This window comes from Comamonas testosteroni (genome assembly GCF_030505195.1).
GTDB classification, from domain to species: Bacteria; Pseudomonadota; Gammaproteobacteria; order Burkholderiales; family Burkholderiaceae_C; genus Comamonas; species Comamonas testosteroni_G.
On record NZ_CP129672.1, the window covers coordinates 2,393,749 to 2,419,807 of the forward strand.

The window sequence follows — 26,059 nt, forward strand, 5'->3', positions numbered from 1 at the left end:
GTCCTGGGCATGCGGCGCTTTGCGTTCGGGCCGACACTCCCGGTGCCGCGCCTGGGTAACACGGATGACATGGGCGGGTCTTTGCAATCCGCTATAAGCAGTGATATGCAACTGAACCACGACCTGCTGACGGAGCGCCCGGCGCGCCAAGTCTCCCTCTCGGGAGCCTCCAATTTCCGTGATCTGGGCGGATATCAGGGCCTGGACGGCCGCCGCCTGCAATGGGGCAAGCTGTACCGCTCCGCCCATCTGGCGCATCTGACACAGCAAGACCTGGAGCAGTTGCAAACGCTGGGCATACACCGCAGCGCGGACTTTCGCGGCGAAGGCGAAAGCGCGCATCTGTCGTATGACTGGCCCAGGATCGAGCGCCATGCACTGGTCGTCGAGCCCACGGTAGTGCAGCGCGCCCAGTCCATGATGGAGCAGGGCCGCCACCTCAGCAGCCGCGATACCGAAGAGCTGATGCATGACACCTACCGCAGCTTTGTGAACGTGTACGGCGATCGTTTTGCACAGTTCCTTGCGCTGCTGCAACTCAGCGATGCGCCGCTGGTCTTTCACTGCACGGCCGGCAAGGACCGCACGGGTTGGGCCGCTGCCCTGCTGCTGACGGCCCTGGGTGTGGACGAGGAGCAGATCATGGAGGACTATCTGCTGACCAATCAATACTTCAGACGCCCCGCCCAGATGTACGGCCAGTTGTCCGAAGAGGCTCTGGATGCGCTGTGGCGCGTGCAGCCGTCCTACCTGATGGCCTCGGTCGATGTGGTGCGCGCCCAGCATGGCAGCGTGGACCGCTATCTGACCCAGGTGCTGGGTGTGGATGGTGCTGCGCGCGAGCGACTGGCCGGGCTGTATCTGGAGACCTGATCAAATTTGATAGCTGTCAATGCTTGTCCTGAATTGGTTTCATAACAATCTCAGGCATAACAAGCTGTTACGACAGGGGATCTTCGGCCCGCTACCATGGGCCACAAGCCGCAATGGATGCGGACAAGGAAATGCAGATGCGCAAATGGCTCACCCTGGCCGCAGCAGCCGCCACGCTGGCGCTGACGGCCTGCTCCGGCACCATGCCGGCCTCCTCCAGCTCCAGCGGCTCCGGCAGCGTGGAAATCTTTGGCACGGTGGACGCAGGCGTCAGCCGCACCTGGTAGGCCCCCGCCTCAGGCACAAAAAAGCCCGCCGTGCTCCCTGCACGGCGGGCTTTTGTTTTTGCCGCGTAATTAACGGCTGACGTTGGCGTCGGCCACGGTCAGCGCCGTCATGTTCACGATACGGCGCACCGTGGTGCTGGGAGTCAGCACATGCACGGGCTTGGCCGCACCCAGCAGCACCGGGCCCACCGCAATGCCGCCGCCGGCAGCCTGCTTGAGCAGGTTGTAGCTGATGTTGGCGGCGTCGATATTGGGCGACACCAGCAGGTTGGCATCACCCAGCAGCGTGCTGTTGGGCATGAGCTTGGCGCGGGCCTTGCCGTCCAGGGCCACATCGCCATGCATTTCGCCATCCACTTCCAGCCATGGAGCCTGCTCGCGCAGCAGCTCCAGGGTCTGGCGCATCTTGATGGCGCTGGGCTGGTTGCTGGAGCCAAAGTTGGAGTGGCTCAGCAGCGCAGCCTTGGGCTTGATGCCGAAGCGCATCATTTCCTCGGCAGCCATGATGGTGATCTCGGCCAGTTGCTCGGCCGTGGGGTCGTAGTTGACGTGGGTGTCGACCAGGAACACCTGGCGCTCGGGCAGCAGCAGGCCGTTCATGCAGGCATAGGTGGTCACGCCGCTGCGCTTGCCGATGACCTGATCGATGTAGTTCAGGTGCACATTGGTGTTGTTCCAGGTGCCGCAGATCAGGCCATCGACCTCGCCCTTGTGCAGCAGCATGGAGCCGATCAGCGTCAGGCGGCGGCGCATTTCGATCTTGGCGATGGGAGCGGTGATGCCCTTGCGCTCCGTCATGCGGTGATAGCTCTGCCAGAAGTCGCGGTAGCGCTCGTCATGCTCGACGTTGACCACGTCGTAGTCGGCACCCTCCTTCATGCGCAGACCGAACTTCTCGATGCGCTGGGCAATGATGGTGGGACGGCCGATCAGTGTCGGGCGGGCAATGCGTTCGTCGACCACGATCTGAGCCGCGCGCAGGATACGCTCTTCCTCGCCCTCGGCATAGGCCACGCGCTTCTTGGTGGCCTTCTTGGCGGCATGCACGATGGGCTTCATCATGGTGCCGGAGGCGTAGACAAAGGTCTTCAGGTGCTCGCGGTAGGCATCCATGTCCTGGATGGGGCGCTTGGCCACACCGGCTTCGGCCGCAGCCTGGGCCACGGCCGGTGCCACGACCAGCATCAGGCGCGGATCGAAGGGCTTGGGAATCAGGTACTCGGGGCCGAAGCTCAGCACCTCGCCCACATAGGCGGCTGCCACTTCTTCGGACTGCTCGGCCTGGGCCAGCGCGGCAATCGCGTGCACGCAGGCGATCTCCATGGAAGTGGTGATGGTGGTCGCACCGCAGTCCAGCGCACCACGGAAGATGTAGGGGAAGCACAGGACGTTGTTGACCTGGTTGGGGTAGTCCGTGCGGCCCGTGGCGATGATGGCGTCGTCGCGCACCGCCTTCACATCTTCAGGAATGATTTCCGGGTTGGGGTTGGCCAGCGCGAAGATGATGGGCCTGGCCGCCATCTTCTTGACCATGTCCTGCTTGAGCACGTTGCCGGCGGACAGGCCCAGGAAGGCGTCGGCGCCCTCGATCACCTCACCCAGCGTGCGCAGCTCGGTCTTCTGGGCAAACAGCGCCTTGTCCGGGTCCATCAGCTCGGTACGGCCCTCATAGACCACGCCGGCGATGTCGGTCACGAACACGTTCTCGCGCTTCAGGCCCACTTCCAGCAGCAGGTTCAGGCAGGCCAGGGCCGCAGCACCGGCGCCCGAGGCCACCAGCTTGACCTCTTCGATCTTCTTGCCGGCGACCTTAAGCGCATTGACCATGGCCGCAGCCACGGTGATGGCCGTGCCGTGCTGGTCGTCGTGGAAGACGGGAATGTTCATGCGCTTGCGCAGCTCGCGCTCCACGAAGAAGCACTCGGGCGCCTTGATGTCTTCGAGGTTGATGGCACCGAAGGTGGGCTCCAGCGCGGCAATCACGTCGACCAGCTTTTGCGGGTCCTTCTCGTCGATCTCGATATCGAAGACATCGACGCCGGCGAACTTCTTGAACAGCACGCCCTTGCCCTCCATCACGGGCTTGGAAGCCAGCGCACCGATGTCGCCCAGGCCCAGCACTGCCGTGCCGTTGGAGATCACGCCCACCAGATTGCCGCGGCTGGTGTATTTGAAGGCCGCAGCGGGGTCCTTGACGATTTCCTCGCAGGGCGCAGCCACGCCGGGCGAGTAGGCCAAGGCCAGATCATGCTGATTGGCCATGGGCTTGGTTGCCGTGATGGCCACCTTGCCGGGCTTGGGGAACTCGTGATACTCCAGTGCCGCCTGACGCAGCAACGCACGTTTATCAATCGAGGTAATGGGCTTGGTGTCGGACATCAGCGGTCTCCAGCTCGCAAAGTAAGTCATCCGCAGTAAGGACTCTCTATGGGCACACAACCCGGCCCCTGCGCTCCTGCGGACGATGAAATCGGATTTTGGATTGTAGGCCGAGTGCTATCAAAAAAAGAGGGGGGGCAGCTCGGCGTTTAAGGTCAAACAGCCATGACTGTTCAATAACAATGCAAACAAAATCATAACATTATGCCAACAATGCATAACACATGGAGATCTTGCACTTCAGGGCGTGCAGGCGTCGTCGCGATAGAGCCCGGCATAAGGCACGCCATCGAGATGCAGCTTCCGGCTGTCCTGCAAATGCGGCATCGCCGCGCGCACGTCGTATCCCTGGGCTGCAATCAATATCTCGGGCGCCAAAGTCGTGCTGTGTTCCAGAGGACTTTCAGAGATCGCCACCTCCTCACTCCCTTGCAGACTCCTCATTGCCTCGTTCGCCCAATATGCCAGTGGCACTTCCAGCACTGACTGATCATTGCCCTGGCGAGGGCTGTCCACACAGGGAGGAACGCCAAGGCCATGATCAGACACGTAAAGCAGCGCGCTGGGCGCGTCGGACGCCTCATCCACCATGCGAATCCAGTCGGCCAGCAGGTCCGAGGTATAGCGAATCGAGTTGTCATATGCATCTGCGCCCTCGTAGCGGGAACGAGGGTAGCGCTGGGAGATCGCGGGATGACTGCCATAGGTATGAAGAACCACCAGCTTATGTGACGCGTCATCCGCCAGCGACTTCTCCAGCCAAGTCGTCATCACTTCGTCATGTGCTCCATTGCCCACCTTGGCATAGACATCCGCAGAGCGACGCAATATCTGCGAGTACATATCCTCGCTCTTGTCATTGAATCTGGAGTTGGAAAAGACAAAGGTCTTGTAGCCAGCATGCCGCGCCAAATCCAGGAACGAAGGCGAGGCATTTCTCTGGCTGTCGAAAGCAGACTGCCCGGTCAAAATATAGGGCAGCGCTTTTGCGGTATTGAAGCCATGAGCCATGACCTTGTAGGCACGCAAACCGGGAACCTGCCTCAGTGACTGATTGGTATCGTCTTCCTGGTAGCCCAATAGTGACCACCGATGGCTGGTGGCGCTCTCACCAATAATCACCACCAAGGTATTCGCTTGAGATGCACTTGGCCTGGCAGGCAGTGTCGGCTGATAGAAAACCTCTTTTTCCAGATCTCCATAACGCACTGCGGCCTTGGCCATTTGCATGGGATAGATATATGACGCAGTTTATGCACATAGTCATTGACGGTGAACTGCTGAGTCACGCCAAAGGCAAAAAAGCTGGTCCAGAGCAATCCTATGCCCAGCAGTATTCTTTTCTCCCATTTCTGAAAGGGAACTGCTCCATCCGTGCAGTTCTTAAAGAGGAAGTAGCCACATCCGAAACTTGCCACCAGCCAGCACAGCACGACAAGAATCATCTGACGATTGATCAAGCTCAGGAACTCGGCGGCCTCATGAGCCTCAGTGCGCCACAGCGTGGCAAGGGAAAACTCATCGATCATGTTTCCCAGAAACTGGGCATGAAAAATATTCGCAGCACCGATAAAAATCAGAAGTGGAATACAGATCGCCAAAGACTTTCGGGACAGCGCCAAAGGATAGAAAAACAGCGCAGCCAACAACGTGTAGCCCACCTCTTTTCCATATGAGCGAATGAGAAACGGAGGTGAAAAAAGCAATATCCAGGCTAGTAGAGAGCCCAGTCTCATTGCAAGGGAAGAGATATTCATTTTTCGTGACATATTTGTGACGATTGTATGAAGCACTTCTGCTGTTAAATATCTGCCCAAGCAGCGCTCACCGTTGATTTCCAAGGACTTAACCCGCAAGGCTATGATTCGCGGCTTCTCTTCTCGACCGAAAGTCCGCCCATGCTTGCCCGCCACAACGACCCGATTGCCGCCATCGCCACCGCCCCGGGGCGTGGTGCCGTGGGCATTGTTCGGGTCTCCGGCAAAGGCATTGCTGCGCTGGTCCGGACGCTTTGCGGCAAGGCGCTGAAACCGCGCGAAGCGACTTATCTGCCCTTCAGGGACGCGCACGGCTCGCCCATTGACCATGGTCTTGCCATCTACTTTCCCGGCCCGCACAGCTACACGGGCGAGGATGTGCTGGAGCTGCAGGCCCACGGCGGCCCTGTGGTGCTGCAGCTGCTGCTGGCGCGCTGCCTGGAAGCAGCACAGAGCGCCAATGAAGATGGCAAGCCGGTGCTGACTGGGCTGCGCCTGGCCCAGCCCGGCGAGTTCACCGAGCGCGCCTTTCTCAACGACAAGATCGACCTGGCCCAGGCCGAGGCGATTGCCGACCTCATCGATGCCAGCACCGAAGCGGCCGCGCGCAGTGCCAGCCGCTCGCTGTCCGGCGCGTTTTCGCAGGAAATCCATGTGCTGCGCGATGCCCTGGTGCATCTGCGCATGCTGGTGGAAGCCACGCTGGACTTCCCAGAAGAGGAAATCGACTTTCTGCAGAAGGCCGATGCCTTTGGCCAACTCGAGCGCCTGCGCGCCCAGGTCGCTGCCGTGCTGGCACGCGCCCACCAGGGTGCGCTGCTGCGCGAAGGCATCAAGGTGGTGATTGCCGGCCAGCCAAATGCGGGCAAAAGCTCGCTGCTCAACGCGCTGGCAGGGGCCGAGCTGGCCATCGTCACCCCGATTGCCGGAACCACGCGCGACAAGGTGCAGCAGACGATTCAGATCGAGGGCGTGCCCCTGCATGTGATCGACACCGCAGGCCTGCGTGAAAGCGATGACGAGGTGGAGCGCATCGGCATTGCACGCGCCTGGGACGAGATTGCAGCCGCCGATGCCGTGCTCTTCCTGCACGACCTGACCCGCGCGGAACAGGCCGACTATGCGGCAGCCGATGCCGATATCGCCCACACCCTGCAGGACAGGCTGCCTGCGCAGGTGCCGGTCATCCATGTCTGGAACAAGACCGATATGGCGGCTGCCGATGTGCAGGCCCGTCACACCGCCCAGTTGAATGCCGAGCAGATCGCCCTGTCTGCCCGTACCGGTGACGGCCTGGATGCGCTGCGCAAGCGGCTGCTGGAAGTGGCGGGCTGGCAATCCGCCCCCGAAGGCCTGTACCTGGCCCGCGCCCGCCATGTGGAGGCACTGCAGGCCGTGGATGCCCATCTGGAGATGGCCGACGAGCAGTTGGCGGCGCAATCCGCCCATCTGGACCTGCTGGCCGAAGAGCTGCGCCTGGCCCAGCTGTCGCTGAACTCGATTACCGGCGAATTCAGCTCCGACGACCTGCTGGGTGTGATCTTCTCCAGCTTCTGCATCGGGAAATAACCTGACTTCCAGCTGGTTCCATCAAGGTCTGCAAATCGCCTTGAAACCCGCATGAACAATGGATTTCTTGCTTATCAAAGTCTGCTCAAGCAGCACTGAAAGCCGTCTGAATTTATGTCCAGGTTTATATCCGCGTAGCGGTTTTGGCGGAAGCCATCCGCTGCTTGGACATGCAGAGGAAGAAGACGGCACTGACCGACACCACCCTGAAGGCAATCAAGCCCAGGGACAAGACCTACACCGTCAGCGACGACCGCGGCCTGTATCTGGAGGTATTTCCAACGGGTGGGATGGTCTGGCGTTGCCGCTACCGTCTACACGGCAAATACGAAAAGCTGACCCTGAATAACAACCCGGCCTGGCATTAGCAACCGGACGCACCGACGCCCTTGGTATTTACATCGAGCGAATGGTTCCGGGTGGATGGTTCAGGGACCCGATTAACTCCACCAAACTTGAACCCGTTGGAGCACCAAAACCTCACCCAGGGTGGTGCCGCTAGTGCCGTCCGGTTATCCATTGCTTCACTCGCAATTTGTACATTCATGCTCTTGGTTATAGGGATTGAGCAGGTGACGTTCGAGGATATTTTTGAAACAACGCTCTATGTTCCGGTTTTGCCCGCTATGACTTCCGTCTTCTATTTTGATGGCGGCGCGCATCGTGCCATGATGGACAACCCCGATCGGGAAATCGAAACGGTCAAGCGCCTTCCGACAAGCCTGCGCTCTGTCTCTGTCCGCCGTTGCGCCGAATTCACTCCACCACCTATGAACAGCCTCAACCTTGCTGCGTGCAGCGAGTTAGGGACCGCCACGTTTTAGGTGAACTACTGGTGCGACCCGCAGTGCTGCATACCGTGCCCGAGGAATCCGATGATGTTTAGCTGGAAGCATACAAAAACCTTAATCACCACCGTTGTGCTCATTGCCTTCAGTCTTTCTATTTCCTGGCTTTGGCTAAAGTCCCCTTGGAACGCCAAAGCACCGGTTTCCGTGGCTTCCGAGTTTCTACACTTGCTCTATCAGCGTGAATATTTGCAGGCTCATGAACTGACGTTGAAGAATGGATATGTTGGCAGGACCGTCATGGAATTGGAGCGCGTTGCCGCACATCAGCTCTGCGGCGGTGCGAACAAGTTCATGTACACATGGCCCCGTCAATCCAATGGCAATCGCCTCCGTCGCTGGCTGCGAGGAACCGACCCGAACATGTCACGGGTCTGGGTCGAAATTGATGGCCCAGCCTGTCTGATGAGCGTGGAGGTACGGCCGGCAGAGGATGGCCAATGGCGTGTATTCAAGTTTCAGAGTCACGCTGGCTAGCTTCCAACGCCCACCGAGCGCGTCATGCGCAGCACGCAGACAGTGCGCGAAGCCGACTCGTACGCTGCTCTCTGATTGCCTGCCTTGCAGGCCAGGAACGGGCGCATTGGTTCGTAGTTGGGCAGGGCGCTGGTGCCGTCTTCACCCACACGGGCGCGGAGGAGCATCCACGCATTGCGCTCCAATGGCGTCAGCCGCTCATCGAGCAGCAAGGCGAGGGCACGCTCACGTTGTTCATCGGTATGTCGATAGCGACGGTCGGTTCAGTTGAGGCGACAATGATTTGCCCGCGCCGGGCCATGCAGCCATGCTGCAGCAGTTGGCTGTCCACGGTCTGGAACAGGGCCGTGACGCCATCGACGCCCAGGCGCTGCTGGTAGTGCCAGATGGTGTTGCGGCGGGAATGGTGGCACTGCCTTCGAGCAGGCAAAAGCACTGGTAGCTCATGCGATCCAGGAGCTGGTACTCAGTCTGCTCATCGCTGAGCTTGTACAAGTGCTTCAAGACCAGGGTGCGCACCATGACCTCGGTGGGATACGGTGGGCGTCCGCCCCGGCAGGCGTCACCACTGGGGCAGCAAGGCGTCGATAGTCTGCGTGAGGTGGGCAAAGTCGATGTGCCGGGCGATGAACTGCAGCGGGTTGCCCAGGGATTCTATTTTGTGCTTGTGGGCAGCGTAGGCAAACAGATCGGGCTTGATTGCGCTGCGCGAGGGCTTGATGGGCATTGATGGGCTGCCGGGTCAGGATGGGATTGGGGGGTGAATGCTGGAGTATTTAGAGCTTCCCTATTGATTTGCTTTTACCTTTAGAAAATATTATTGCTTCAAGGTTAAAAATAAGAATTTTCTTATATGCCCTCAAAAAATAGGTAGGCAGGATCTCTATGGCGATTCCATTCAATTCCGATGCGGCTAACGGTCAGTGAGTACTTGGACGATTTCTACAACGGATATCCGTCCATATGCGGATTGGGTGCTTATTCTCGATGGAGAAAAAGGCTTTTATTACACGAAGAACCGTATACCTAATATTTGAGGGTTAAAAGGAAGAGCAAGCTGAATCGCGAACTCCATAGGAAACCTCTGCATAAAGAGAATTCACGCGTGATAGAGCAACTTTTAAAAGCCCGTTGTTCATGTCTGGCAGCGAAAATCAATGACTTCCCGGTGATTCGAGATGCTTGAATGACTGTGTTGATGCTATGTGGCAGGGGATTTCTGATTTATGCAGAGCTTCCTTAGATGTGCAATATGAAAACTTCCGTGGCTAACGCATGATCATAGATTTCCAAATATCTCACAAAAATTTCACTGAGCAGCACTACGAAAGAGAGCCTCTCTTGATTAGAGGTGGCTGTATTACGCATGGCGTTACTTGGCGTCAAGCGAACCAGCTCTTTGAGCGATGTGATGTGCTCGCGGACTCGTTCAAGCTTGCATTCGATGGAATCGTTCCAAAGGAAAAATACGTCGAGAGTTATCTGGACGTAGGTAGGCTGCGCCACCGCCTGATTAAGCCTGTTGTGTACGAACTAATGCGTAATGGTGCAACGCTGATCGCCAACCAGATCAAAGGCGATTCGGTAGTAGATGCACTGGCTAGGCAAATCGGAGCCTTCTCCGGGCAGCAGGTAGTGTCCAGCGCATATGCAGCATTCGGCAGCCGCGATTCGTTTCGCGCTCATTGGGACACCCGAGATGTCTATGCCATTCAGCTGCTCGGACGCAAGCGCTGGCTCGTGTATCGACCCACCTTCGAGTGCCCTCTCTATACACAGCAGAGCAAGGAGTACGAGCACGCTTATCCAAAACCGGAGGAGGTCTACATGGACTTCGTGCTGGAGCCAGGCGATGTCTTCTATCTACCCCGAGGGTGGTGGCATAACCCCTTGCCTCTGGGTGAAGCGACCTACCACCTTGCCTTTGGCACATTTCCTCCATATGCCATCGACTATTTGTCATGGGCAGTTGAGGAGTCTCAACATTTCATTGCCGCTCGCAAGGCTCTTGGCCCCTGGGACCAGAATGAGGAAACAATTAATTCACTGGCCAGGTATTTCTCGGAGTTCATCTCCAATCCAGAAAACCACCGTCGATTTCAGGATGATTTTTATTCGGGTCTTCGTCAGGATTCATCACTGGCCATAGATATTCTGGGCAACCCTGCAATCCAAACTCTGTCCGATGAGCAAAAGCTCCGTGTTGCGACGAACAATCTTCATGGCTTGAATGAGGAATATCTCATTGCCAATGGAGCAAGAGTTGCGCTTGATGATGTCGGGCTGCCGCTGATGCGGCGCATCGCACATTCACCGGGTACCAGTGTGTCGGAACTTTTGGAAGCACATCCTGAAATTGAGCCAGGCAGGATTCGATCACTCATCACGGAACTGTGCCGCCAAGATATCTTGGAGCCATGGTTCTAAATTTCATCAACGAAAGGCATCATATGGGAGAAATACCCGAAATCAAAGAGAACTTTCTGTTCAAATTATCCGGATCGGGCATGGGCATCAGTCTTGGGTTGGCATCGATTTTTGTTTTATTTAACGAGAAGCTGTCATTTTCCAAGGAATGGCTATCCAGAATAGATCTGTCGCTGGCATTTTGCGTTTTACTGTTTTTCGTGAGGTCCATAATCGAATTAAACAAATTCATGCAGACACTAAAGAAGTTTTCGGAAGATCAGTTGCAGGACTACGTTTTACAAGAACAGCCGGGAATATATCCACTCACCATGTTCAAGAAATCAGCTTCGTTGATTTTTTTAATTATGGTGCTTTGCTTCGCAGTCTGGCTGTTGACTATCACGTCCCCCCCTCTCATCTCGGCGGTAGTGGTTTCTTTCGTTCTTATTTCGGCAGTGACCGAGATTCTTTTAGCCGGAATAATAAAGTCTATAAGGAAATAAAATGCGCGATCTTACTATCGTAGAGCTGAAATTGGTCGGGGCCGGCCTTGATTCTGATGATCGCGCCCTGTTGGGGTCCGGTGCTGGCGGCGTTACAGGGGCATTGGGCGGGCAAGTCGCCGGCCAGCACATCGGCGGATGGGTCGGTGGCGCTGTTGGCGCCGGCATTGGTGGGCCTATCGGCGCAGTGGGCGGTGTGATCGGGGGCCGGTGGTTGGGCGGACGCGTGGGTGCAATAACAGGCGGGGCCGTTGGGACTTGGGTGGGGAGCATGTGGGGCGGATCTGATAAATCTGGCACCAACTACCAAGATGGAAGCAGCTATCAATAATCCCAATCAATAGGTGGACTGTATGGTGCTGCTGTTCAGGCGTGAGGCTCTCATTGCGAAGGAAGTGCGATGGCTTGGCCACATCGTCATGGTGCGCCCCTTGTCCTTCTCAGTCTTGACGTTGCTTTCCATCGCCATCGCAGCCTTGATCGCAGGAGTGCTGTTTTTTGGCACTTACACCAAGCGGACGGCGGTCCACGGCCAATTGCTGCCGGCGACAGGCCAGATCAGGGTCGTTTCGCAACAACCTGGGGTCGTGCTGGAGAAGCTTGTGCAGGAAGGGCAGTTGGTTGAAAAAGGCGCTGTTCTCTACAAAATTTCCAGCGAGCAGTATGGAGAGGATGCTGGCGCGGTCCTGGCCAGCATCAGCCAGAACCTGACGCAAAAACGGGAGTCACTGCTTGGTGAACAGGAGAAATCCCGGCAGTTGCATGCTGCTGAGCGCCACACCTTGAGCAGAAAGATCGCAAGCCTGCGCGAAGAACTGGCTGTGCAGGCAGAGCAGCTCAAGAGCCAACAGCGCCTACTGGCGCTGGCTGACAATGCCATCCAGCGATACCAGGGGTTGCTGGATAAGGGCTATATCTCGCAAGACCAGTTCCAGCAGCGGCAATCGGAACAATTGGGCCAAATGCAGGTGCTTCAGCGCTTGCGGCGCGAGCGCACCTCCTTGGAGCAACAGCTGGTAGAGCAAACCAACGAACTGTCAGGGCTGGACAGCCGCCAGAAGAATCAACTGGCACAAATCGACCGGCAGCTTTCAGCGCTTGCCCAAGAGCTCACCGAGAGCGAGGCGCGGCGGGTGTTCATCATCGCCGCACCCGAGGCAGGCGTGGCAACCGCGGTGCTTGCGGAAGTCGGCCATAGCGTCGATGCCCGCTTGCCCCTGCTGCTCATCGTTCCCACGGACTCTGACCTTGAAGCCGAGCTCTACGTGCCAAGCAGGGCCATGGGCTTTGTCCAGCCTGGCGACCCCGTGAATGTTCGCTACCAAGCCTACCCTTATCAAAAATTTGGGATCTATCGGGGCGAGTTAGTTTCCGTGTCTCGCACCAGCATTTCACCCTTCGAATTGTCCAGCCCGGCCAATGTATTCCAGGGTGCTGGCGAAGCGCGAGAGCCGTTGTATCGGTTGCGCGTCAGGCTAAATAGCCAGGCTGTCACCGCGTACGGCAAGCCGCAAGCGCTTCAGAGTGGCATGCTGCTGGAGGCAGACATTCTTCAGGAGTCTCGCCGCCTCTACGAGTGGGTGCTTGAGCCGCTGTACAGCATGGCTGGCAGGGTGACGCGGTAGCCATGGTTTCTTTGGATTCGCTGGCACTGCGCTGGGGCAAGCATTTGCCGGTCATGTTGCAGACAGAGGCCGCTGAATGCGGCCTGGCCTGCCTTGCGATGGTCGCGAGCTATCACGGCTACAAGGTAGACGTGACGGAGATGCGCCAGCGCTTCAGCATTTCACTCAAGGGGATGAATCTTGCCCAGGTGGTTCAGGTCGCACACGGCCTTCGCCTGGGCACACGCGCGGTACGCCTGGAGCTCGATGAGCTTCAGAACCTGGCAGTCCCCTGCGTGCTGCATTGGAACCTTGACCATTTTGTGACGCTGAAATCCGTCAGTGCTCGAGGCGTGGTGATACACGATCCGTCGACTGGAGCCCGCCCCGTAAGCTTCGAAGAGCTATCGCGTAGGTTCACCGGCGTGGCTCTGGAGTTGTGGCCAAACCCAGACTTCGAGAAGAAAGAAGAAAAGCCCAGGGTCAGGTTGCTTGGCTTGACGGGGAAGATCAGCGGATTGGGCCGATCCCTGCTCCAGGTGCTGGTGATGGGCGTGGCATTGCAGATCGTCGCGCTCGTCGGCCCGTTTCTGCTTCAATGGACCATAGACAATGCGATCATCAGCAACGATCGCCATCTGCTGGCCACTCTGATTCTGGGGTTCTCCGTCGTGCTGCTAATGCAGGTTCTCATCAGCACCGGCCGGGCCTGGGCGCTGATGCACATGGGCACACTGTTCAGCCTGCAATGGCGGACCAACGTGTTCAGCCATATGCTGCGCTTGCCCAGCCAGTTCTTCGAGAAGCGCCACCTGGGCGATGTGATCTCCCGCTTTGGGTCCGTCGATCAGATCCAGCAAACGCTGACGGCCAGCTTTCTCTCGGTCATTCTGGATGGCCTTATGGCGTTATCCACCCTGGTGCTGATGCTGGCCTACAGCCCCCAGCTGGCGGCGGTCGTTCTCTGTGCCATGGTGCTCTACGGGCTGATCCGCTGGTCGTGGTACCACCCGCTGCGCAACGCCACGCAAGAGCAGATCGTTCATGCCGCTCGCCAGCAAAGCCACTTCCTTGAATCGGTCCGCGGTGTTCAGGCATTGAAGTTGTTTCAAAAGCTGGATATGCGCAGATCCGTCTGGCTAGGCCTGTTCGTAGATCAGATCAATGCGGGCCTGAAGTCCCAGAAGCTGCAACTGTTCTACGCGCAAGCCAATGCGGTGCTGTTCGGCGCCGAGAACCTGCTGGTGGTCTGGTTGGGGGCCACCATGGTGATGGATGGGCACTTCAGCGTCGGCATGTTCATGGCCTTCTACTCCTACAAATCCCAGTTCGGCAGCCGCGTGGGAAGCCTTATCGATCGTCTCTTCGACCTGCGCATGCTGCAACTGCACAGCGAGAGATTGGCCGACATCGTGCTGCATCCACCCGAGGAAGAGTCTCACGCGCTCGTTGCCCACGAATGCAGTGGCCGGGTGGATATCGAAGTGCGGGCGGTAGCCTATCGCTATGGGGACCAGGAGCCCTGGATTCTGGACGACCTGAGCTTCAGCATCTCTGAAGGCGATTCGGTGGCAATCATCGGGCCTTCGGGCTGTGGCAAAAGCACCTTGCTCAAGGTGCTGCTGGGCATGCTACCAGTGGCGCGGGGGAGCATTCGCGTCGCAGGCCATGAGCTCAGCGGGGCCAGCCTGTCTACGCTTCGTGAGCTCTCCGGTTGCGTGATGCAGGACGATGCGCTGTTTGCCGGAAGCCTTGCCGAGAACATTTGCTTCTTCGATTGTCAATCTGATAAGCCATGGATGCAGCAGTGCGCGCGCATCGCCGGGATACATGCCGATATCGAGCGCATGCCCATGGGTTACAGCACCTTGGTTGGCGACATGGGCACGGTGCTTTCCGGTGGGCAAAAGCAGCGGATCCTGCTGGCGCGCGCGCTGTACAAGAAGCCCAGAATTCTATTCCTGGACGAGGCAACAAGCCACCTCGACGTGGAGGCCGAGCGGCAGATCAGCACTGCAATCCAAGCCCTCGATATCACCCGGATCATGATCGCCCATCGTCCGGAAACGATTGCCTGTGCAGACCGGGTCATCGAACTCGGCCATGGCCGGGTGGTCAATGATGTTCGGGTGCGGCCATTGCGGCAGCAGCGCCCACCGGGAGTCTGACTGTGCACAGGCTACGTCTCGCCGCTTGCTTTGCTGGTGCCGCCCTGCTCAAACCCGCATTCGCCATGCCAGCTTTCGACGCCTTCGCCACAGAAAGCCTTGTCGCCACCCCGGCTATGGTTTCCTCGTCTGTGGAAGTGGGCTTCTGCCCTGCCGGCATGCCGCCGCAACCGCTGACTTTGCACGAAGCCATCACCCGTATCCTGTGTCATGACCCCACCATCCGCCATGCCAGGTCCACCGCACAAATGCGGGCAGCCCAGGTGGGTCAGCGCCAGTCCACATATCTGCCCCGTCTGGATGGACGGGTGGGCCAGTCGGCAAACCACACGGCAACCCGTTTTGGAGACGACTTGGGTTCGACCAGCAACAATAGCCGGATGCGTGCGGGCAACCTCAGCTTCAGTTGGGTGCTCTTCGACTTTGGCCGTCGAGAAGCGGCGTTGGAGGCTTCACACCAAATGCTCGCAGCGGCAAATTCCGATCAAAACGCGACCATCCAACGTGCATTTCTCGATGCCGCGCATCTCTACTTTGCCGCGCGAGCGAGCAACCAAAGGCTTGCCGCTGCCCAGCAGGTCATGGACCTAGCCAAAGACAACTACGCCGCCGCAGATGAGAAGTACAAAGCCGGCGCGGCAGCCTTGTCCGATCGCCTGCGGGCACAGACAGCCTATACCCAGGCCAGTTTGCGCGTCTCACGTGAGAGGGGTGCTCTGTCCAGTGCTTTGGGCTCAATGGCACTGCGTATGGGGTTGCCTGCACTGACGGCCATAAACATCGATGAACGCATCGTTGCTTTTCCCGCATTGGACTTCATGTCTGAAGTTGACGAGCTCATCCGCATTGCGCGCGGCCAACATCCAAGCCTGATTGCAGCACAGGCGCGCGCGAAGGCTGCCTTGGCTGCAACGCAAGAGGCTCGCGCGATGGCTCGGCCATCGATTGCACTAACAAGCAATCTCGGGCTCTCAAATACCTTTGGGCATGGCCCAAACAGCCAGCGCCAGGACATGAACATCGGACTGCAACTGAGCATCCCTTTGTTCTCGGGGCTTGAGCAGACCTATCAGATCCGCGAGGCCCAAGCCCAGGCTGCAGCCCACGTGGCCGAGTTGGACACCGTGCGCCTGCGCGTTTCGGAGGATGTCTTGACGCAGTACAACAGCCTGTGTACGGAAAAAGCCAACCTGGTACACACCTCAGCGCTCGTTGAGCAGTCCAAGCAAGCCATGGATATCGTGCAAGGCCGCTATCGGTCTGGCGTGGGCAGCATGACAGAAGTTCTAAACACCATGGAGACCTATGCCAGCGTTCAGGAGCAGCATATCGGTGCAATGGCCAATTGGCAGGTCTCGCGTGTGGCGCTGGCCGCCCACTTGGGGCTATTAGTTTTCTGGGGCTTGGACTAAACGCATCTTGCCTGTTCGGAGAACTCCAGTCTCCGTTCTGAGAATCTATGACATTGATTGGCTTAAACGCGAGACCCAAACAGATAGTGGGCGGGCACGTTGGCCGCAGCGGAGCTTTAGCCGCAGGCGAGAGTGTTCAGGTATCTCCACTTCTGCCCAGTGATAACGCTAGGGCATGAATGCATGTCCAAGTTTATGTAGTGCCATTAAAGAAAAAAGCTTTAGATTCAAACGAGTAGATGACTCTATATTGCTCCTATATCGGCAAGCAAGGCAGCAGGCAGGCCCGCCGCCCTGTTCAAGCGGGCATAAAAAAACGCCACCTTTTCAGGTGGCGTTCGTGTTGGCGCTGGCGCCGTGCTTACTTGCCTTCGGCAGCCTTGCCGAACTTGGGCAGGTTGAACTGAGGCGGCACGCCCATGCGCTTGTTGATGATCCACTGCTGAGCGATCGACAGAATGTTGTTCGTCAGCCAGTACAGCACCAGACCCGATGGGAAGAAGAAGAACATCACGCTGAACATCAGCGGCATGATCCACATCATCTTGGCCTGCATGGGGTCAGGAGGAGCGGGATTCAGGGCGGTCTGCAGCAGCGAGGACAGAGTCATCAGCAGCGGCAGGATGAAGAAGGGATCCGGCACCGAGAGGTCGTGAATCCAGCCAATCCAGGGCGCGTTGCGAATTTCCACGCTGGACTGCAGCACCCAGTACAGAGCCATGAAGACAGGGATCTGAATGACGATGGGCAGACAGCCGCCCATGGGGTTGACCTTCTCCTCGCGGTAGATGCGCATCATCTCCTGCTGCATCTGCTGAGGCTTGTCCTTCAGGCGCTCGCGCATTTCCTGAATCTTGGGGTTGATGGCCTTCATCTTGGCCATCGAGGAGTAAGCCTTGGCGTTGAGCCAGTAGAAGGCAATCTTCAGCAGCACCACCAGGGCCACGATGGACCAGCCCCAGTTGCCGATGAACTTGTGCAGCTCGGACAGCAGCCAGTACAGCGGCTTGGCCAGAATCGTCAGCCAGCCATAGTCCTTGACCAGTTCCAGGCCGGGCGAGAGCTTTTCCAGCATGGGCTCGATCTGAGGACCGGAGAACAGGCGCGAGCTCACGGTCTTGGTCTGGCCGGGCTCCACCGTGCCCACGGGCGTGATCATGCCCACGGCATAGAGGTTGTCGCCCACCTTGCGCACGAAGTTGTCGCGCTGGATGCCGTCGGCCAGCAGCCAGGCGCTGGCGAAGTAATGCTGCACCATGGCCACAAAGCCATTGGGAGAGGCCTTGTCGACCTCGGCCTTGCCGCTTTCGATGTCCTTGAACTCGACCTTGTGGTACTTCTTGGCTTCGGTGTAGACAGCAGGACCGGTAAAGGTGGAATAGAAGCTGGACTCATGCTCGGGCTTGTTGCCGTCGCGCACCAGTTGCATGTACAGCTGGGGGTTCACGGCGGTCGAGCCGGTGTTGACCACATCGTGCTGCACATCGACGGCATAGGAGCCGCGCTTGAGCGTGAAGGTCTTGACCAGCTTCACACCACCCTGGTCGGCGGACTCGAATCGCACTTGCACGCTGTCCTGACCATCCTTGAGCTCGCGCTCGCCGGGCATCACGGTCATGGGAGTCTTGTGCGTGGGGAAGTTGCCGCCGATCAGGCCGGTCTGACCGAGATACACACGCTTGGCGTTTTCCTCGAACACCTGCATGAGCTTCTTGTTATCCGTGGTGTCGGAGTACTTGAGCAGCTCGGAAGCTTTTAGCGTGCCGCCTTCGCTGTCGAAGGTCAGACGCATGACATCGCTGCCCACGATCACGTCCTGACGGGGCGTCACGGCTGCTGCGGGTCGAGCTGCGGCATTGGCAGCACCGGGCACGTGGCCGGCAGAAGCGGCAGCGGCGGGCTGGGGCACACTGACGTCAGCAGGCTTGACATCAGCCGCAGCAGGCGCGCTGACCGTCTGCGGCGATGGGAAGAAGGTGGGCTTTTTGCCGTTATGGATTTGCCACTTGTCCCAGAGCAAAACCATGGAAAAGCCAAATATCACCCACAGTATGGTGCGGCGAATATCGTTCATGAAGACTTCTTAGGTGAGGAAGGTTGGGTGGTCGCGGAAGAGTCCGAGGCATTGTCCAGAAAGGAAAACAGCCTGGGCTTTTGCTGTGGCACGGGATCATGCCCTCCGTCACACCACGGATGACAACGCGCCAGCCGGCGCACCGTCAGATAAGAGCCTACCGCAGCGCCGTGTTGCTCCAGCGCTTGAAGGGAATAGGCCGAGCAGGTCGGCTCGAAGCGACAGGCCGAGCCCAGCCAGGGACTGAGCAGCAGCCTGTAGCCACGCACTATAGCCATGAGCAGTCGCTGCATCATGGCTGGTTCTCCGGCTGACTAGCTATTGAATCAGTAGCTTCTTGCGCTTTGCCATCAATGGCTTGAGGTGAAATTTTCTTCAAATCCACCTCCGCCTCAGCGGCCTGACGGGCCTGCGTCAGGCGGCGCGCCCCGGTCGCAAAAAGCTGTTGCAGTTCCTTGCGGACTGCTGCCTTGAGCTGATCAGAAGTTGCACTGACGAATTGCTTACGGTCAAACCCCGAGCGCAGGCGCACCACATAGGAAGCGCGCAGCAGGGCGTCCTCGTAATCCGAGGACACCGCATAGATCTGGCGCTTGATGGTGTGGCGCGTGACCGAGCGGCGAGCCCAGCGCTTGGGCACCATGGCACCCAGCCAGGCCTGCTTGCGCACGGCACCGACGCCAAACAGGGCCTGCGGATCGTTCGATCCGGGCCCTGTCTTGGGGTTGGCAACCATGTCGGGAACCTCGGCCACCAGCTCCATGCGATGCAGGGCGAAGTGCGGGGTACGGGCAATCGTGCCCGCGGACATGGTGGCCTGGAATTGCGGACGCGTTTTCAGCCTTTGCATAGGAGAGCCTCCGTTCAGAGGCCTTCAGCGTAGCGAATGAGCAGACCGCTAGCCAACGCCGGCCTTAGACGGCCAGACGCTTGCGGCCCTTGGCGCGACGTGCGTTGATCACGGCACGGCCACCCTTGGTCTTCATGCGGACCAGGAAACCGTGGGTACGGGCGCGGCGGATCTTGGAAGGTTGGTAAGTACGTTTCATGTTGGTTCCTTGAGAAGGTTCAGTATTTGCGTCGGCAAGGCGCCATGTTCGCGCCCGACCATTCCGGTTTTGCGCCGCACACTGTCACCGCCAAACCCGATATTTTTTCACATGCCGTGCATGTCATCGGATCAGAAGGCAACAAACGGAACAAAGCACCCGCCACAGCTGCTAAAGCAACTGGGCGCGCGCGCACAAAAAAGGCGCCCGGCTCATATCACCCTGAACACATTCAGGGAAACCGGGGATTATCACAGCGTTGCGCCTTTGATGCAATGACCCTTGAATTTGCTAAGGACTCACGGGGTATCCCGTCAAGCACCTTCGGAGCCCAGAGATTCTTTACAAACAGCAGGCTGCCAATCTATTAGGATGTGCAGCCTATAACGCACCGGAGTCGGGGACAGCCTTCTGATATTTTGTGGATAACTTCCGTAAAAGCTACAATACGAACCCCGCAACTGTTCCTCCTATCCACAATTAGACTTTTGACAATGACAGAGGAACCAACCAATGATGCAGGCCAGGCCCTGTGGCAGGTCTGCGTTGAGCAACTGGGTCAGGAGCTGCCAGAGCAGCAATTCAACACCTGGATCAAGCCGCTGACGGCACTCGTTGCAGAAGATTTTTCCAAGGTCACCGTCTATGTGGCCAACCGCTTCAAGCTGGACTGGATCCGTGCCCAGTATGCGGGCCGCATCTCGGCCATGCTGGAGTCGCTCTATGGCCAGCCCGTCACTCTTGAGTTGGCACTTGCTCAGCGCGAAAGTGTTGTTCGTACTTATGTACGACCTCCGTCATCGACACAACAGGCTGCACCGCAGACGCACAATGTCGCCGTGCCTACGGTCACCAGCGAAGAGGCCAGCGCTCCGGTTTTCCGCACCCGATTGAACCCGGCTCTCACCTTCGAGACGCTGGTCGAAGGTACGGCCAACCGCATGGCGCGCTCGGCCGCCATGCATGTGGCAGGCTCGCCCGGCCACCTCTACAACCCGCTGTTCATCTACGGCGGTGTCGGTCTCGGTAAGACTCACCTGGTGCATGCTGTGGGTAACCAGCTGCTCAAGGACAAGCCAGACGCCAAGATTCTCTACATCCACGCCGAGCAGTTCGTCTCGGATGTGGTCAAGGCCTACCAGCGCCGCACCTTCGACGAGTTCAAGGAGCGCTACCACTCGCTCGATCTGCTGCTGATTGACGATGTGCAGTTCTTCGCCAACAAGGACCGCACGCAGGAAGAGTTCTTCAATGCCTTCGAGGCCCTGCTGGCCAAGAAGAGCCATATCGTGATGACGTCCGACACCTATCCCAAGGGTCTGGCCAATATTCACGAGCGCCTGGTCTCGCGCTTCGACTCGGGCCTGACGGTGGCCATCGAGCCGCCCGAGCTGGAAATGCGCGTGGCGATCCTGATCAACAAGGCCCGCGCCGAGAACGCCGACATGCCCGAGGAAGTCGCCTTCTTCGTGGCCAAGAACGTGCGCTCCAACGTGCGTGAGCTCGAAGGCGCGCTGCGCAAGATCCTGGCCTATTCGCGCTTCAACCAGAAGGAAGTGTCGATTCAGCTGGCCCGCGAGGCGCTGCGCGATCTGCTCAGTATTCAGAACCGCCAGATTTCTGTGGAAAACATCCAGAAAACGGTGGCTGACTACTACAAGATCAAGGTGGCCGACATGTATAGCAAGAAGCGCCCGGCCAGCATTGCCCGGCCGCGCCAGATTGCCATGTACCTGGCCAAGGAGCTGACGCAAAAAAGCCTGCCCGAGATCGGCGAGCTGTTCGGCGGCCGCGACCACACCACGGTGCTGCACGCCGTACGCAAGATTGCGGGCGAGCGCCAGACCAACACCGAGTTGAACCAGCAGCTGCATGTGCTGGAACAAACGCTCAAGGGTTGATGAAAACTCCCCCATGAATGTCACTCACACAGGGCAAAATGGGGAATTCACGCGGTATGAGGGAGCGTTCGCATCGCCCTGCGGGCGCCGCCGCGTCAAAACATATGCGCACTTAAATCACTGAGGTTGACATGATCGTCCTGAAAGCCACACAAGACAAAGTTCTCGCGGTCCTGCAATCGGTGGCCGGCATTGTCGAGCGCCGCCACACGCTGCCCATTCTGGCCAATGTGCTGATCAAGAAGACCGGCAATGCACTGCAGCTGACAACCAGCGATCTGGAAATCCAGATCCGCACCACGGCCGAGCTGGGCGGCGACGCCGGCGACTTCACCACCACCATCGGTGCCCGCAAGCTGATCGACATCCTGAAGACCATGCCCGGCGACCAGACCGTGAGCCTGGAGACGCAGCAGTCCAAGATGATTCTGAAAGGCGGCAAGAGCCGCTTCACGCTGCAGACCCTGCCCGCCGAAGACTTCCCGCTGGTGCAGGAGTCGGCAGCCTTCGGCCCCGCTTTCAGCGTGCCGCAGAAGGTGCTCAAGGACCTGCTGGGCCAGGTCTCCTTTGCCATGGCCGTGCAGGACATCCGCTACTACCTGAACGGCATTCTGTTCGTCGCCGAAGGCAACACCCTGAGCCTGGTGGCCACCGACGGCCACCGCCTGGCCTGGGCCAGCGCCACGCTGGATGTGGAAGTGCCCATCAAGCAGGAAGTGATTCTGCCGCGCAAGACCGTGCTGGAGCTGCAGCGCCTGCTGTCGGACGCCAGCGGCGAGAACCAGCCCGTCATCGAGATGCAGTTCGCCAACAACCAGGCCAAGTTCACCTTTGGCGGCATGGAGTTCGTGACCAAGCTGGTCGAAGGCAAGTTCCCTGACTACAACCGCGTCATCCCGCGCAACCACACCAACAGCGTGACCCTGGGCCGCGCCCCGCTGCTGGCATCGCTGCAGCGCACGGCCATCATGACCAGCGACAAGTTCAAGGGCGTGCGCCTGTCGGTCGAGCCCGGCACGCTGCGCGTGGCGTCCAACAACGCCGAGCAGGAAGAAGCCATGGACGAGCTCGACATCGACTACGGTGGCGACACCATCGAGATCGGCTTCAACGTGACCTACCTGATCGATGTGCTCACCAACATGAGCCAGGACATGGTCAAGATCGATCTGCAGGACGGCAACAGCTCGGCTCTGGTCACCATCCCCGAGAACGAAAGCTTCAAGTACGTCGTGATGCCCATGCGCATCTGAGTGGACCGAACGCAGCCAGCCATTTCATTGCCTGAAATAACAGGAGCAGCTACCGCTCGTCCTGTAATGATTTCAGGCAAGTATTCATTTGAAAGTTATGCAGGTCAGGCGCCAACAGCTCCTGACCTTGTAGCAGCAAGGTAATTTCATGACCGAAGAGAACAAGCCAGACACCCAGAGCGCCGCAGATGCAGGCGGCTATGGCGAAGGCGCAATCCAGATCCTGGAAGGCCTGGAAGCCGTGCGCAAGCGCCCAGGCATGTACATCGGTGACACGTCTGATGGCACCGGTCTGCACCACCTGGTCTTCGAGGTCGTGGACAACTCCATCGACGAAGCGCTGGCCGGCTACTGCGACGACATTCTGGTCACCATCCACGCCGATGGCTCGCTGTCCGTGATCGACAACGGCCGCGGCATTCCCACGCGCGTGAAGATGGACGACAAGCACGAGCCCAAGCGCTCGGCTGCCGAAATCGCCCTGACCGAACTGCACGCTGGCGGCAAGTTCAACCAGAACAGCTACAAGGTCTCGGGCGGCCTGCACGGCGTGGGCGTGTCCTGCGTGAACGCGCTGTCCATCTGGCTCAAGCTCACCGTCAGCCGCGACGGCGTGCGCCATGAAATCGACTTCTCGCGCGGCTTTGTGCAAAACCGCCTGATCGAAGTCGTGGACGGCACCGAAGTCTCGCCCATGCGCGTGGTCGGCCCCAGCGACAAGCGCGGCACCAAGGTGCACTTTCTGCCCGACCAGGAAATCTTCAAGGAGAACTTCGAGTTCCGCTATGAAATCCTGGCCAAGCGCCTGCGCGAACTGTCCTTCCTGAACAACGGCGTGCGCATTCGCCTGAAGGACGAACGCGACGGCAAGGAAGACGACTTCTCGGGCGCCGGCGGCGTCAAGGGCTTTGTGGAATTCATCAACGGCAACAAGAAGGTCCTGCACCCCACCACCTTCTACGCCGAAGGCACACGCCCGGCAGAGACCTACGGCGGCATCCCAGGCACCGAGATCGGTGTCGAAGTCGCCATGCAGTGGAACGACAGCTATGCCGAGCAAGTCCTCTGTTTCACCAACAACATTCCCCAGCGTGACGGCGGCACCCACCTGACCGGCCTGCGCGCCGCCATGACCCGCGTCATCGGCAAGTACATCGCCGACCACGAACTGGCCAAGAAGGCCAAGGTCGAAGTCACCGGCGACGACATGCGCGAAGGCCTGTGCTGCGTGCTCAGCGTGAAGGTGCCCGAGCCCAAGTTCTCCAGCCAGACCAAGGACAAGCTGGTCAGCTCCGAAGTCCGTGCGCCCGTGGAAGACATTGTCGGCAAGCTGCTCGCCGAGTTCCTCGAAGAAAAGCCCAACGACGCCAAGATTCTCTGCAACAAGATTGTGGAAGCCGCCCGCGCCCGCGAAGCCGCGCGCAAGGCCCGCGAAATGACGCGCCGCAAGGGCGTGCTGGATGGCATGGGCCTGCCCGGCAAGCTGGCCGATTGCCAGGAAAAAGATCCTGCGCTGTGCGAAATCTACATCGTCGAGGGTGACTCCGCCGGCGGCTCCGCCAAGCAGGGTCGCGATCGCAAGTTCCAGGCCATCCTGCCGCTGCGCGGCAAGATCCTGAACGTGGAAAAAGCCCGCTACGAAAAGCTGCTGTCCAGCCAGGAAATCATCACCCTGATCACCGCCCTGGGCACCGGCATCGGCAAGGTCAGCGAAGACTCGGGCAAGAGCAGCAGCGACGACTACAACCCCGACAAGCTGCGCTACCACCGCATCATCATCATGACCGACGCGGACGTGGACGGCGCCCACATCCGTACCCTGCTGCTGACCTTCTTCTACCGCCAGATGCCCGACCTCGTCGAGCGCGGCCATATCTACATCGCCCAGCCGCCGCTGTACAAGGTCAAGAACGGCAAGGAAGAGCTCTACCTCAAGGACGGCCCTGCCCTCAACAAATACCTGCTCAAAATCGCGCTGAACCATGCCAGCGTGAACACCGGCGGCGACAACCCGCGCACCGTCGAAGGCGAAGAGCTGGCCAAGCTGGCCAACATGCACCTGGCCGCCGAAACCGTCATCGAGCGCCTGTCCAACTTCATGGATGCCGAAGCCCTGCGCGCCATTGCCGATGGCGTGCAGATCAAGCTCGACACCATCGAGGAAGCCCAGGAGTGCGCCCCGATTCTGGAAGCCAAGCTGCGCGAGCTGACCACCACCGGCGTACCAGCCGATGTGACGGCCGAGATCGACCCTAACAGCGAGCACCCCATCCTGCGCATCAGCCGCCATCACCACGGCAATATCAAGAGCTCCATCCTGACCCAGGAGTTCGTGCGCAGCCATGACTACGCCGCCCTGTCCGACGAAGCGCAGAACTTCGTCGGCCTGCTGGACGAAGGCGCCAAGGTCACACGCGGCGAAGGCGAGAAGGCCAAGACCGAAAAGGTCGGCGACTTCCGTCAGGCCATGGCCTGGCTGATCTCCGAAGCCGAGCGCACCACGGGTCGCCAGCGCTACAAGGGTCTGGGTGAAATGAACCCCGAGCAGCTCTGGGAAACCACCATGGACCCCAACGTCCGCAGCCTGCTGCAGGTCAAGATCGGCGACGCCATCGAGGCCGACCGCGTCTTCACCATGCTCATGGGCGACGAGGTCGAACCGCGCCGCAACTTTATCGAAGACAACGCGCTGCGGGCGGGGAATATCGACGTTTGATGTTGCTTGTAGCGAGACCCATAAGCTGAGATTCTGAGAAGCATCTATTGAGACACTTATCAAAATCCTCTTACTGAGAGTTTTGCTATATCGACCTCTTGTGCAAAAAAAGGCTACCGATTGGTAGCCTTTTTCATTGCCCCTTCATTGCTGGGACGTACTTCATGTCCCGTTGATGCCGCTCGTCCTGTTGCAATTGATGACTGCTGAGCAGCTACAGACGCTTGGCTTAACGATCCAGTAGTCCGGGAACCAACATCTAGTGCCATAGCAGACTCCTGATGCTAGGTATTCCTACCTGCGTTTACGCAAGGTTGACGCCATGCCATTGTTTTACTAAGATCCAATCTACACCTAACGTCAGATTTCAATTAAATGTCTTCTAACTTGCTACAAATCGGTGAGCTTGCCCAACGTGCCGACGTCAGCCATCGCACCATCCACTACTACGAACGGATTGGCTTGCTGCGCCCGGCAGAGCGTGAAGGTGTGGGGTATCGATACTACGACGAACAAGCCGTGCAGCGCCTGGAGAAGATCGCTGCTTTGAAAAAGCTGGGCTTGACCTTGGATGAGATCGGCCAAGTCATCGACCTGTATTTCGAGGATGCCAGCGGTATCAAAGGCAAGGAGCAGGTGCTGAAAATCTTGGAGGCACAACTGATAGCAACGCGCAGCAAACTGGGGGAACTGCACGACTTTGAGCGTGACCTGGAGAGCAATATCAAGCGAATGCAGTCGCTGATTGATGAGGCTCGCAAGCACCGCTAGTGCAGGAGG

The 26,059-nt window shown here is 58.6% G+C and carries 21 protein-coding genes and 2 pseudogenes; 15 read left to right on the forward strand and 8 right to left on the reverse strand.

The features are described 5' to 3' along the window. Positions 1 to 105 precede the first annotated feature (105 nt). Together QYQ99_RS10910 and QYQ99_RS10915 are read left to right on the forward strand one after the other, a co-directional pair. On the forward strand, positions 106 to 873 hold the full coding sequence (locus QYQ99_RS10910; protein WP_302092648.1) for a tyrosine-protein phosphatase: 768 nt from the start codon (positions 106 to 108) through the stop codon (positions 871 to 873). A gap of 137 nt (positions 874 to 1,010) precedes the next feature. Next, a complete protein-coding gene (locus QYQ99_RS10915) occupies positions 1,011 to 1,160 on the forward strand; it encodes a hypothetical protein (RefSeq protein ID WP_302092649.1) in 150 nt (49 codons plus the stop codon). Between the two features lie 69 nt (positions 1,161 to 1,229). On the opposite strand, the gene QYQ99_RS10920 is transcribed toward QYQ99_RS10915, so the two are convergent. Both QYQ99_RS10920 and QYQ99_RS10925 read right to left on the reverse strand, forming a co-directional pair. Further along, the gene (locus QYQ99_RS10920; protein WP_302092650.1) at positions 1,230 to 3,539 is read right to left on the reverse strand and encodes an NADP-dependent malic enzyme; all 2,310 of its coding nucleotides are present in this window, start codon (positions 3,537 to 3,539) and stop codon (positions 1,230 to 1,232) included. Positions 3,540 to 3,779: 240 nt separating this feature from the next. Beyond that, on the reverse strand, positions 3,780 to 4,769 hold the full coding sequence (locus QYQ99_RS10925; RefSeq protein WP_302092651.1) for a sulfatase-like hydrolase/transferase: 990 nt from the start codon (positions 4,767 to 4,769) through the stop codon (positions 3,780 to 3,782). 11 nt (positions 4,770 to 4,780) lie between these two features. Here QYQ99_RS10925 and QYQ99_RS10930 point away from each other — a divergent pair, with 11 nt between their 5' ends. From QYQ99_RS10930 to QYQ99_RS10950, 5 genes are all read left to right on the forward strand, one after another. Further along, positions 4,781 to 5,215: a hypothetical protein gene (locus QYQ99_RS10930; protein WP_302092652.1), complete on the forward strand. Its 435-nt coding sequence runs from the start codon at positions 4,781 to 4,783 to the stop codon at positions 5,213 to 5,215. A gap of 222 nt (positions 5,216 to 5,437) precedes the next feature. Continuing rightward, positions 5,438 to 6,865, forward strand: a complete 1,428-nt coding sequence (gene mnmE, locus QYQ99_RS10935) for a tRNA uridine-5-carboxymethylaminomethyl(34) synthesis GTPase MnmE (RefSeq protein ID WP_302092653.1) — start codon at positions 5,438 to 5,440, stop codon at positions 6,863 to 6,865. Positions 6,866 to 7,035: 170 nt separating this feature from the next. After that, positions 7,036 to 7,233: an Arm DNA-binding domain-containing protein gene (locus tag QYQ99_RS10940; protein WP_302092654.1), complete on the forward strand. Its 198-nt coding sequence runs from the start codon at positions 7,036 to 7,038 to the stop codon at positions 7,231 to 7,233. A 177-nt stretch (positions 7,234 to 7,410) separates the two neighbouring features. Next, the gene (locus QYQ99_RS10945; RefSeq protein ID WP_302092655.1) at positions 7,411 to 7,689 is read left to right on the forward strand and encodes a hypothetical protein; all 279 of its coding nucleotides are present in this window, start codon (positions 7,411 to 7,413) and stop codon (positions 7,687 to 7,689) included. Between the two features lie 51 nt (positions 7,690 to 7,740). Next, positions 7,741 to 8,190, forward strand: coding sequence for a hypothetical protein (locus QYQ99_RS10950; RefSeq protein WP_302092656.1), 450 nt, complete (start codon positions 7,741 to 7,743; stop codon positions 8,188 to 8,190). On the opposite strand, the gene QYQ99_RS10955 is transcribed toward QYQ99_RS10950, so the two are convergent. Together QYQ99_RS10955 and QYQ99_RS10960 are read right to left on the reverse strand one after the other, a co-directional pair. Next, positions 8,187 to 8,357, reverse strand: a complete 171-nt coding sequence (locus tag QYQ99_RS10955) for a hypothetical protein (RefSeq protein ID WP_302092657.1) — start codon at positions 8,355 to 8,357, stop codon at positions 8,187 to 8,189. The two genes, QYQ99_RS10950 and QYQ99_RS10955, sit on opposite strands and share 4 nt — an antisense overlap. Before the next feature lie 92 nt (positions 8,358 to 8,449). Next, positions 8,450 to 8,917: pseudogene (locus QYQ99_RS10960) on the reverse strand (transposase); the annotation flags it as partial. Positions 8,918 to 9,465: 548 nt separating this feature from the next. Here QYQ99_RS10960 and QYQ99_RS10965 point away from each other — a divergent pair. From QYQ99_RS10965 to QYQ99_RS10980, 4 genes and pseudogenes are all read left to right on the forward strand, one after another. After that, positions 9,466 to 10,617, forward strand: a complete 1,152-nt coding sequence (locus QYQ99_RS10965; RefSeq protein ID WP_302092658.1) for a JmjC domain-containing protein — start codon at positions 9,466 to 9,468, stop codon at positions 10,615 to 10,617. An 838-nt stretch (positions 10,618 to 11,455) separates the two neighbouring features. Continuing rightward, positions 11,456 to 12,727 (forward strand): HlyD family secretion protein, encoded by a 1,272-nt coding sequence (locus tag QYQ99_RS10970; RefSeq protein ID WP_302092659.1) that lies wholly within the window; start codon positions 11,456 to 11,458, stop codon positions 12,725 to 12,727. 2 nt (positions 12,728 to 12,729) lie between these two features. Beyond that, a pseudogene (locus tag QYQ99_RS10975) lies at positions 12,730 to 14,957 on the forward strand (peptidase domain-containing ABC transporter); the annotation flags it as partial. A gap of 75 nt (positions 14,958 to 15,032) precedes the next feature. After that, a complete protein-coding gene (locus tag QYQ99_RS10980; RefSeq protein ID WP_302093154.1) occupies positions 15,033 to 16,286 on the forward strand; it encodes a TolC family protein in 1,254 nt (417 codons plus the stop codon). A gap of 361 nt (positions 16,287 to 16,647) precedes the next feature. Here the strand turns inward: QYQ99_RS10980 and yidC are convergent, their stop codons facing one another. The 4 genes from yidC to rpmH form a co-directional block, all read right to left on the reverse strand. Then, positions 16,648 to 18,360, reverse strand: coding sequence for a membrane protein insertase YidC (gene yidC / locus QYQ99_RS10985; protein WP_302092661.1), 1,713 nt, complete (start codon positions 18,358 to 18,360; stop codon positions 16,648 to 16,650). Beyond that, the gene (gene yidD / locus QYQ99_RS10990) at positions 18,357 to 18,656 is read right to left on the reverse strand and encodes a membrane protein insertion efficiency factor YidD (protein ID WP_302092662.1); all 300 of its coding nucleotides are present in this window, start codon (positions 18,654 to 18,656) and stop codon (positions 18,357 to 18,359) included. The genes yidC and yidD overlap by 4 nt, the downstream gene beginning before the upstream one ends. Next, complete coding sequence (locus tag QYQ99_RS10995; RefSeq protein WP_302092663.1) at positions 18,653 to 19,210, reverse strand: ribonuclease P protein component; 558 nt, start codon at positions 19,208 to 19,210, stop codon at positions 18,653 to 18,655. The genes yidD and QYQ99_RS10995 overlap by 4 nt, the downstream gene beginning before the upstream one ends. Before the next feature lie 64 nt (positions 19,211 to 19,274). Further along, positions 19,275 to 19,409, reverse strand: a complete 135-nt coding sequence (gene rpmH, locus QYQ99_RS11000) for a 50S ribosomal protein L34 (protein WP_003060014.1) — start codon at positions 19,407 to 19,409, stop codon at positions 19,275 to 19,277. A 494-nt stretch (positions 19,410 to 19,903) separates the two neighbouring features. On the opposite strand from rpmH, the gene dnaA reads away from it, so the two are divergent. The 4 genes from dnaA (at position 19,904) to QYQ99_RS11020 (ending at position 26,050) form a co-directional block, all read left to right on the forward strand. After that, a complete protein-coding gene (gene dnaA / locus QYQ99_RS11005) occupies positions 19,904 to 21,310 on the forward strand; it encodes a chromosomal replication initiator protein DnaA (protein ID WP_003064795.1) in 1,407 nt (468 codons plus the stop codon). A gap of 131 nt (positions 21,311 to 21,441) precedes the next feature. Then, positions 21,442 to 22,563 (forward strand): DNA polymerase III subunit beta, encoded by a 1,122-nt coding sequence (dnaN, locus tag QYQ99_RS11010; RefSeq protein ID WP_003064798.1) that lies wholly within the window; start codon positions 21,442 to 21,444, stop codon positions 22,561 to 22,563. Positions 22,564 to 22,711: 148 nt separating this feature from the next. Then, on the forward strand, positions 22,712 to 25,279 hold the full coding sequence (gene gyrB / locus QYQ99_RS11015; protein WP_302092664.1) for a DNA topoisomerase (ATP-hydrolyzing) subunit B: 2,568 nt from the start codon (positions 22,712 to 22,714) through the stop codon (positions 25,277 to 25,279). A gap of 375 nt (positions 25,280 to 25,654) precedes the next feature. Further along, a complete protein-coding gene (locus QYQ99_RS11020) occupies positions 25,655 to 26,050 on the forward strand; it encodes a MerR family transcriptional regulator (protein WP_302092665.1) in 396 nt (131 codons plus the stop codon). The last annotated feature ends 9 nt before the right edge of the window (positions 26,051 to 26,059 follow it).

Bases quoted from the DNA above. Each gene is read 5' to 3' on its own strand.
- QYQ99_RS10910 (WP_302092648.1), top strand. From the start codon at position 106: ATGCAACTGAACCACGACCTGCTGACGGAGCGCCCGGCGCGCCAAGTC.
- QYQ99_RS10915 (WP_302092649.1), top strand. From the start codon at position 1,011: ATGCGCAAATGGCTCACCCTGGCCGCAGCAGCCGCCACGCTGGCGCTG.
- QYQ99_RS10920 (WP_302092650.1), bottom strand. From the start codon at position 3,539: ATGTCCGACACCAAGCCCATTACCTCGATTGATAAACGTGCGTTGCTG.
- QYQ99_RS10925 (WP_302092651.1), bottom strand. From the start codon at position 4,769: ATGCAAATGGCCAAGGCCGCAGTGCGTTATGGAGATCTGGAAAAAGAG.
- QYQ99_RS10930 (WP_302092652.1), top strand. From the start codon at position 4,781: ATGACGCAGTTTATGCACATAGTCATTGACGGTGAACTGCTGAGTCAC.
- mnmE (WP_302092653.1), top strand. From the start codon at position 5,438: ATGCTTGCCCGCCACAACGACCCGATTGCCGCCATCGCCACCGCCCCG.
- QYQ99_RS10940 (WP_302092654.1), top strand. From the start codon at position 7,036: ATGCAGAGGAAGAAGACGGCACTGACCGACACCACCCTGAAGGCAATC.
- QYQ99_RS10945 (WP_302092655.1), top strand. From the start codon at position 7,411: ATGCTCTTGGTTATAGGGATTGAGCAGGTGACGTTCGAGGATATTTTT.
- QYQ99_RS10950 (WP_302092656.1), top strand. From the start codon at position 7,741: ATGATGTTTAGCTGGAAGCATACAAAAACCTTAATCACCACCGTTGTG.
- QYQ99_RS10955 (WP_302092657.1), bottom strand. From the start codon at position 8,357: ATGCTCCTCCGCGCCCGTGTGGGTGAAGACGGCACCAGCGCCCTGCCC.
- QYQ99_RS10965 (WP_302092658.1), top strand. From the start codon at position 9,466: ATGATCATAGATTTCCAAATATCTCACAAAAATTTCACTGAGCAGCAC.
- QYQ99_RS10970 (WP_302092659.1), top strand. From the start codon at position 11,456: ATGGTGCTGCTGTTCAGGCGTGAGGCTCTCATTGCGAAGGAAGTGCGA.
- QYQ99_RS10980 (WP_302093154.1), top strand. From the start codon at position 15,033: ATGCCGCCGCAACCGCTGACTTTGCACGAAGCCATCACCCGTATCCTG.
- yidC (WP_302092661.1), bottom strand. From the start codon at position 18,360: ATGAACGATATTCGCCGCACCATACTGTGGGTGATATTTGGCTTTTCC.
- yidD (WP_302092662.1), bottom strand. From the start codon at position 18,656: ATGATGCAGCGACTGCTCATGGCTATAGTGCGTGGCTACAGGCTGCTG.
- QYQ99_RS10995 (WP_302092663.1), bottom strand. From the start codon at position 19,210: ATGCAAAGGCTGAAAACGCGTCCGCAATTCCAGGCCACCATGTCCGCG.
- rpmH (WP_003060014.1), bottom strand. From the start codon at position 19,409: ATGAAACGTACTTACCAACCTTCCAAGATCCGCCGCGCCCGTACCCAC.
- dnaA (WP_003064795.1), top strand. From the start codon at position 19,904: ATGACAGAGGAACCAACCAATGATGCAGGCCAGGCCCTGTGGCAGGTC.
- dnaN (WP_003064798.1), top strand. From the start codon at position 21,442: ATGATCGTCCTGAAAGCCACACAAGACAAAGTTCTCGCGGTCCTGCAA.
- gyrB (WP_302092664.1), top strand. From the start codon at position 22,712: ATGACCGAAGAGAACAAGCCAGACACCCAGAGCGCCGCAGATGCAGGC.
- QYQ99_RS11020 (WP_302092665.1), top strand. From the start codon at position 25,655: ATGTCTTCTAACTTGCTACAAATCGGTGAGCTTGCCCAACGTGCCGAC.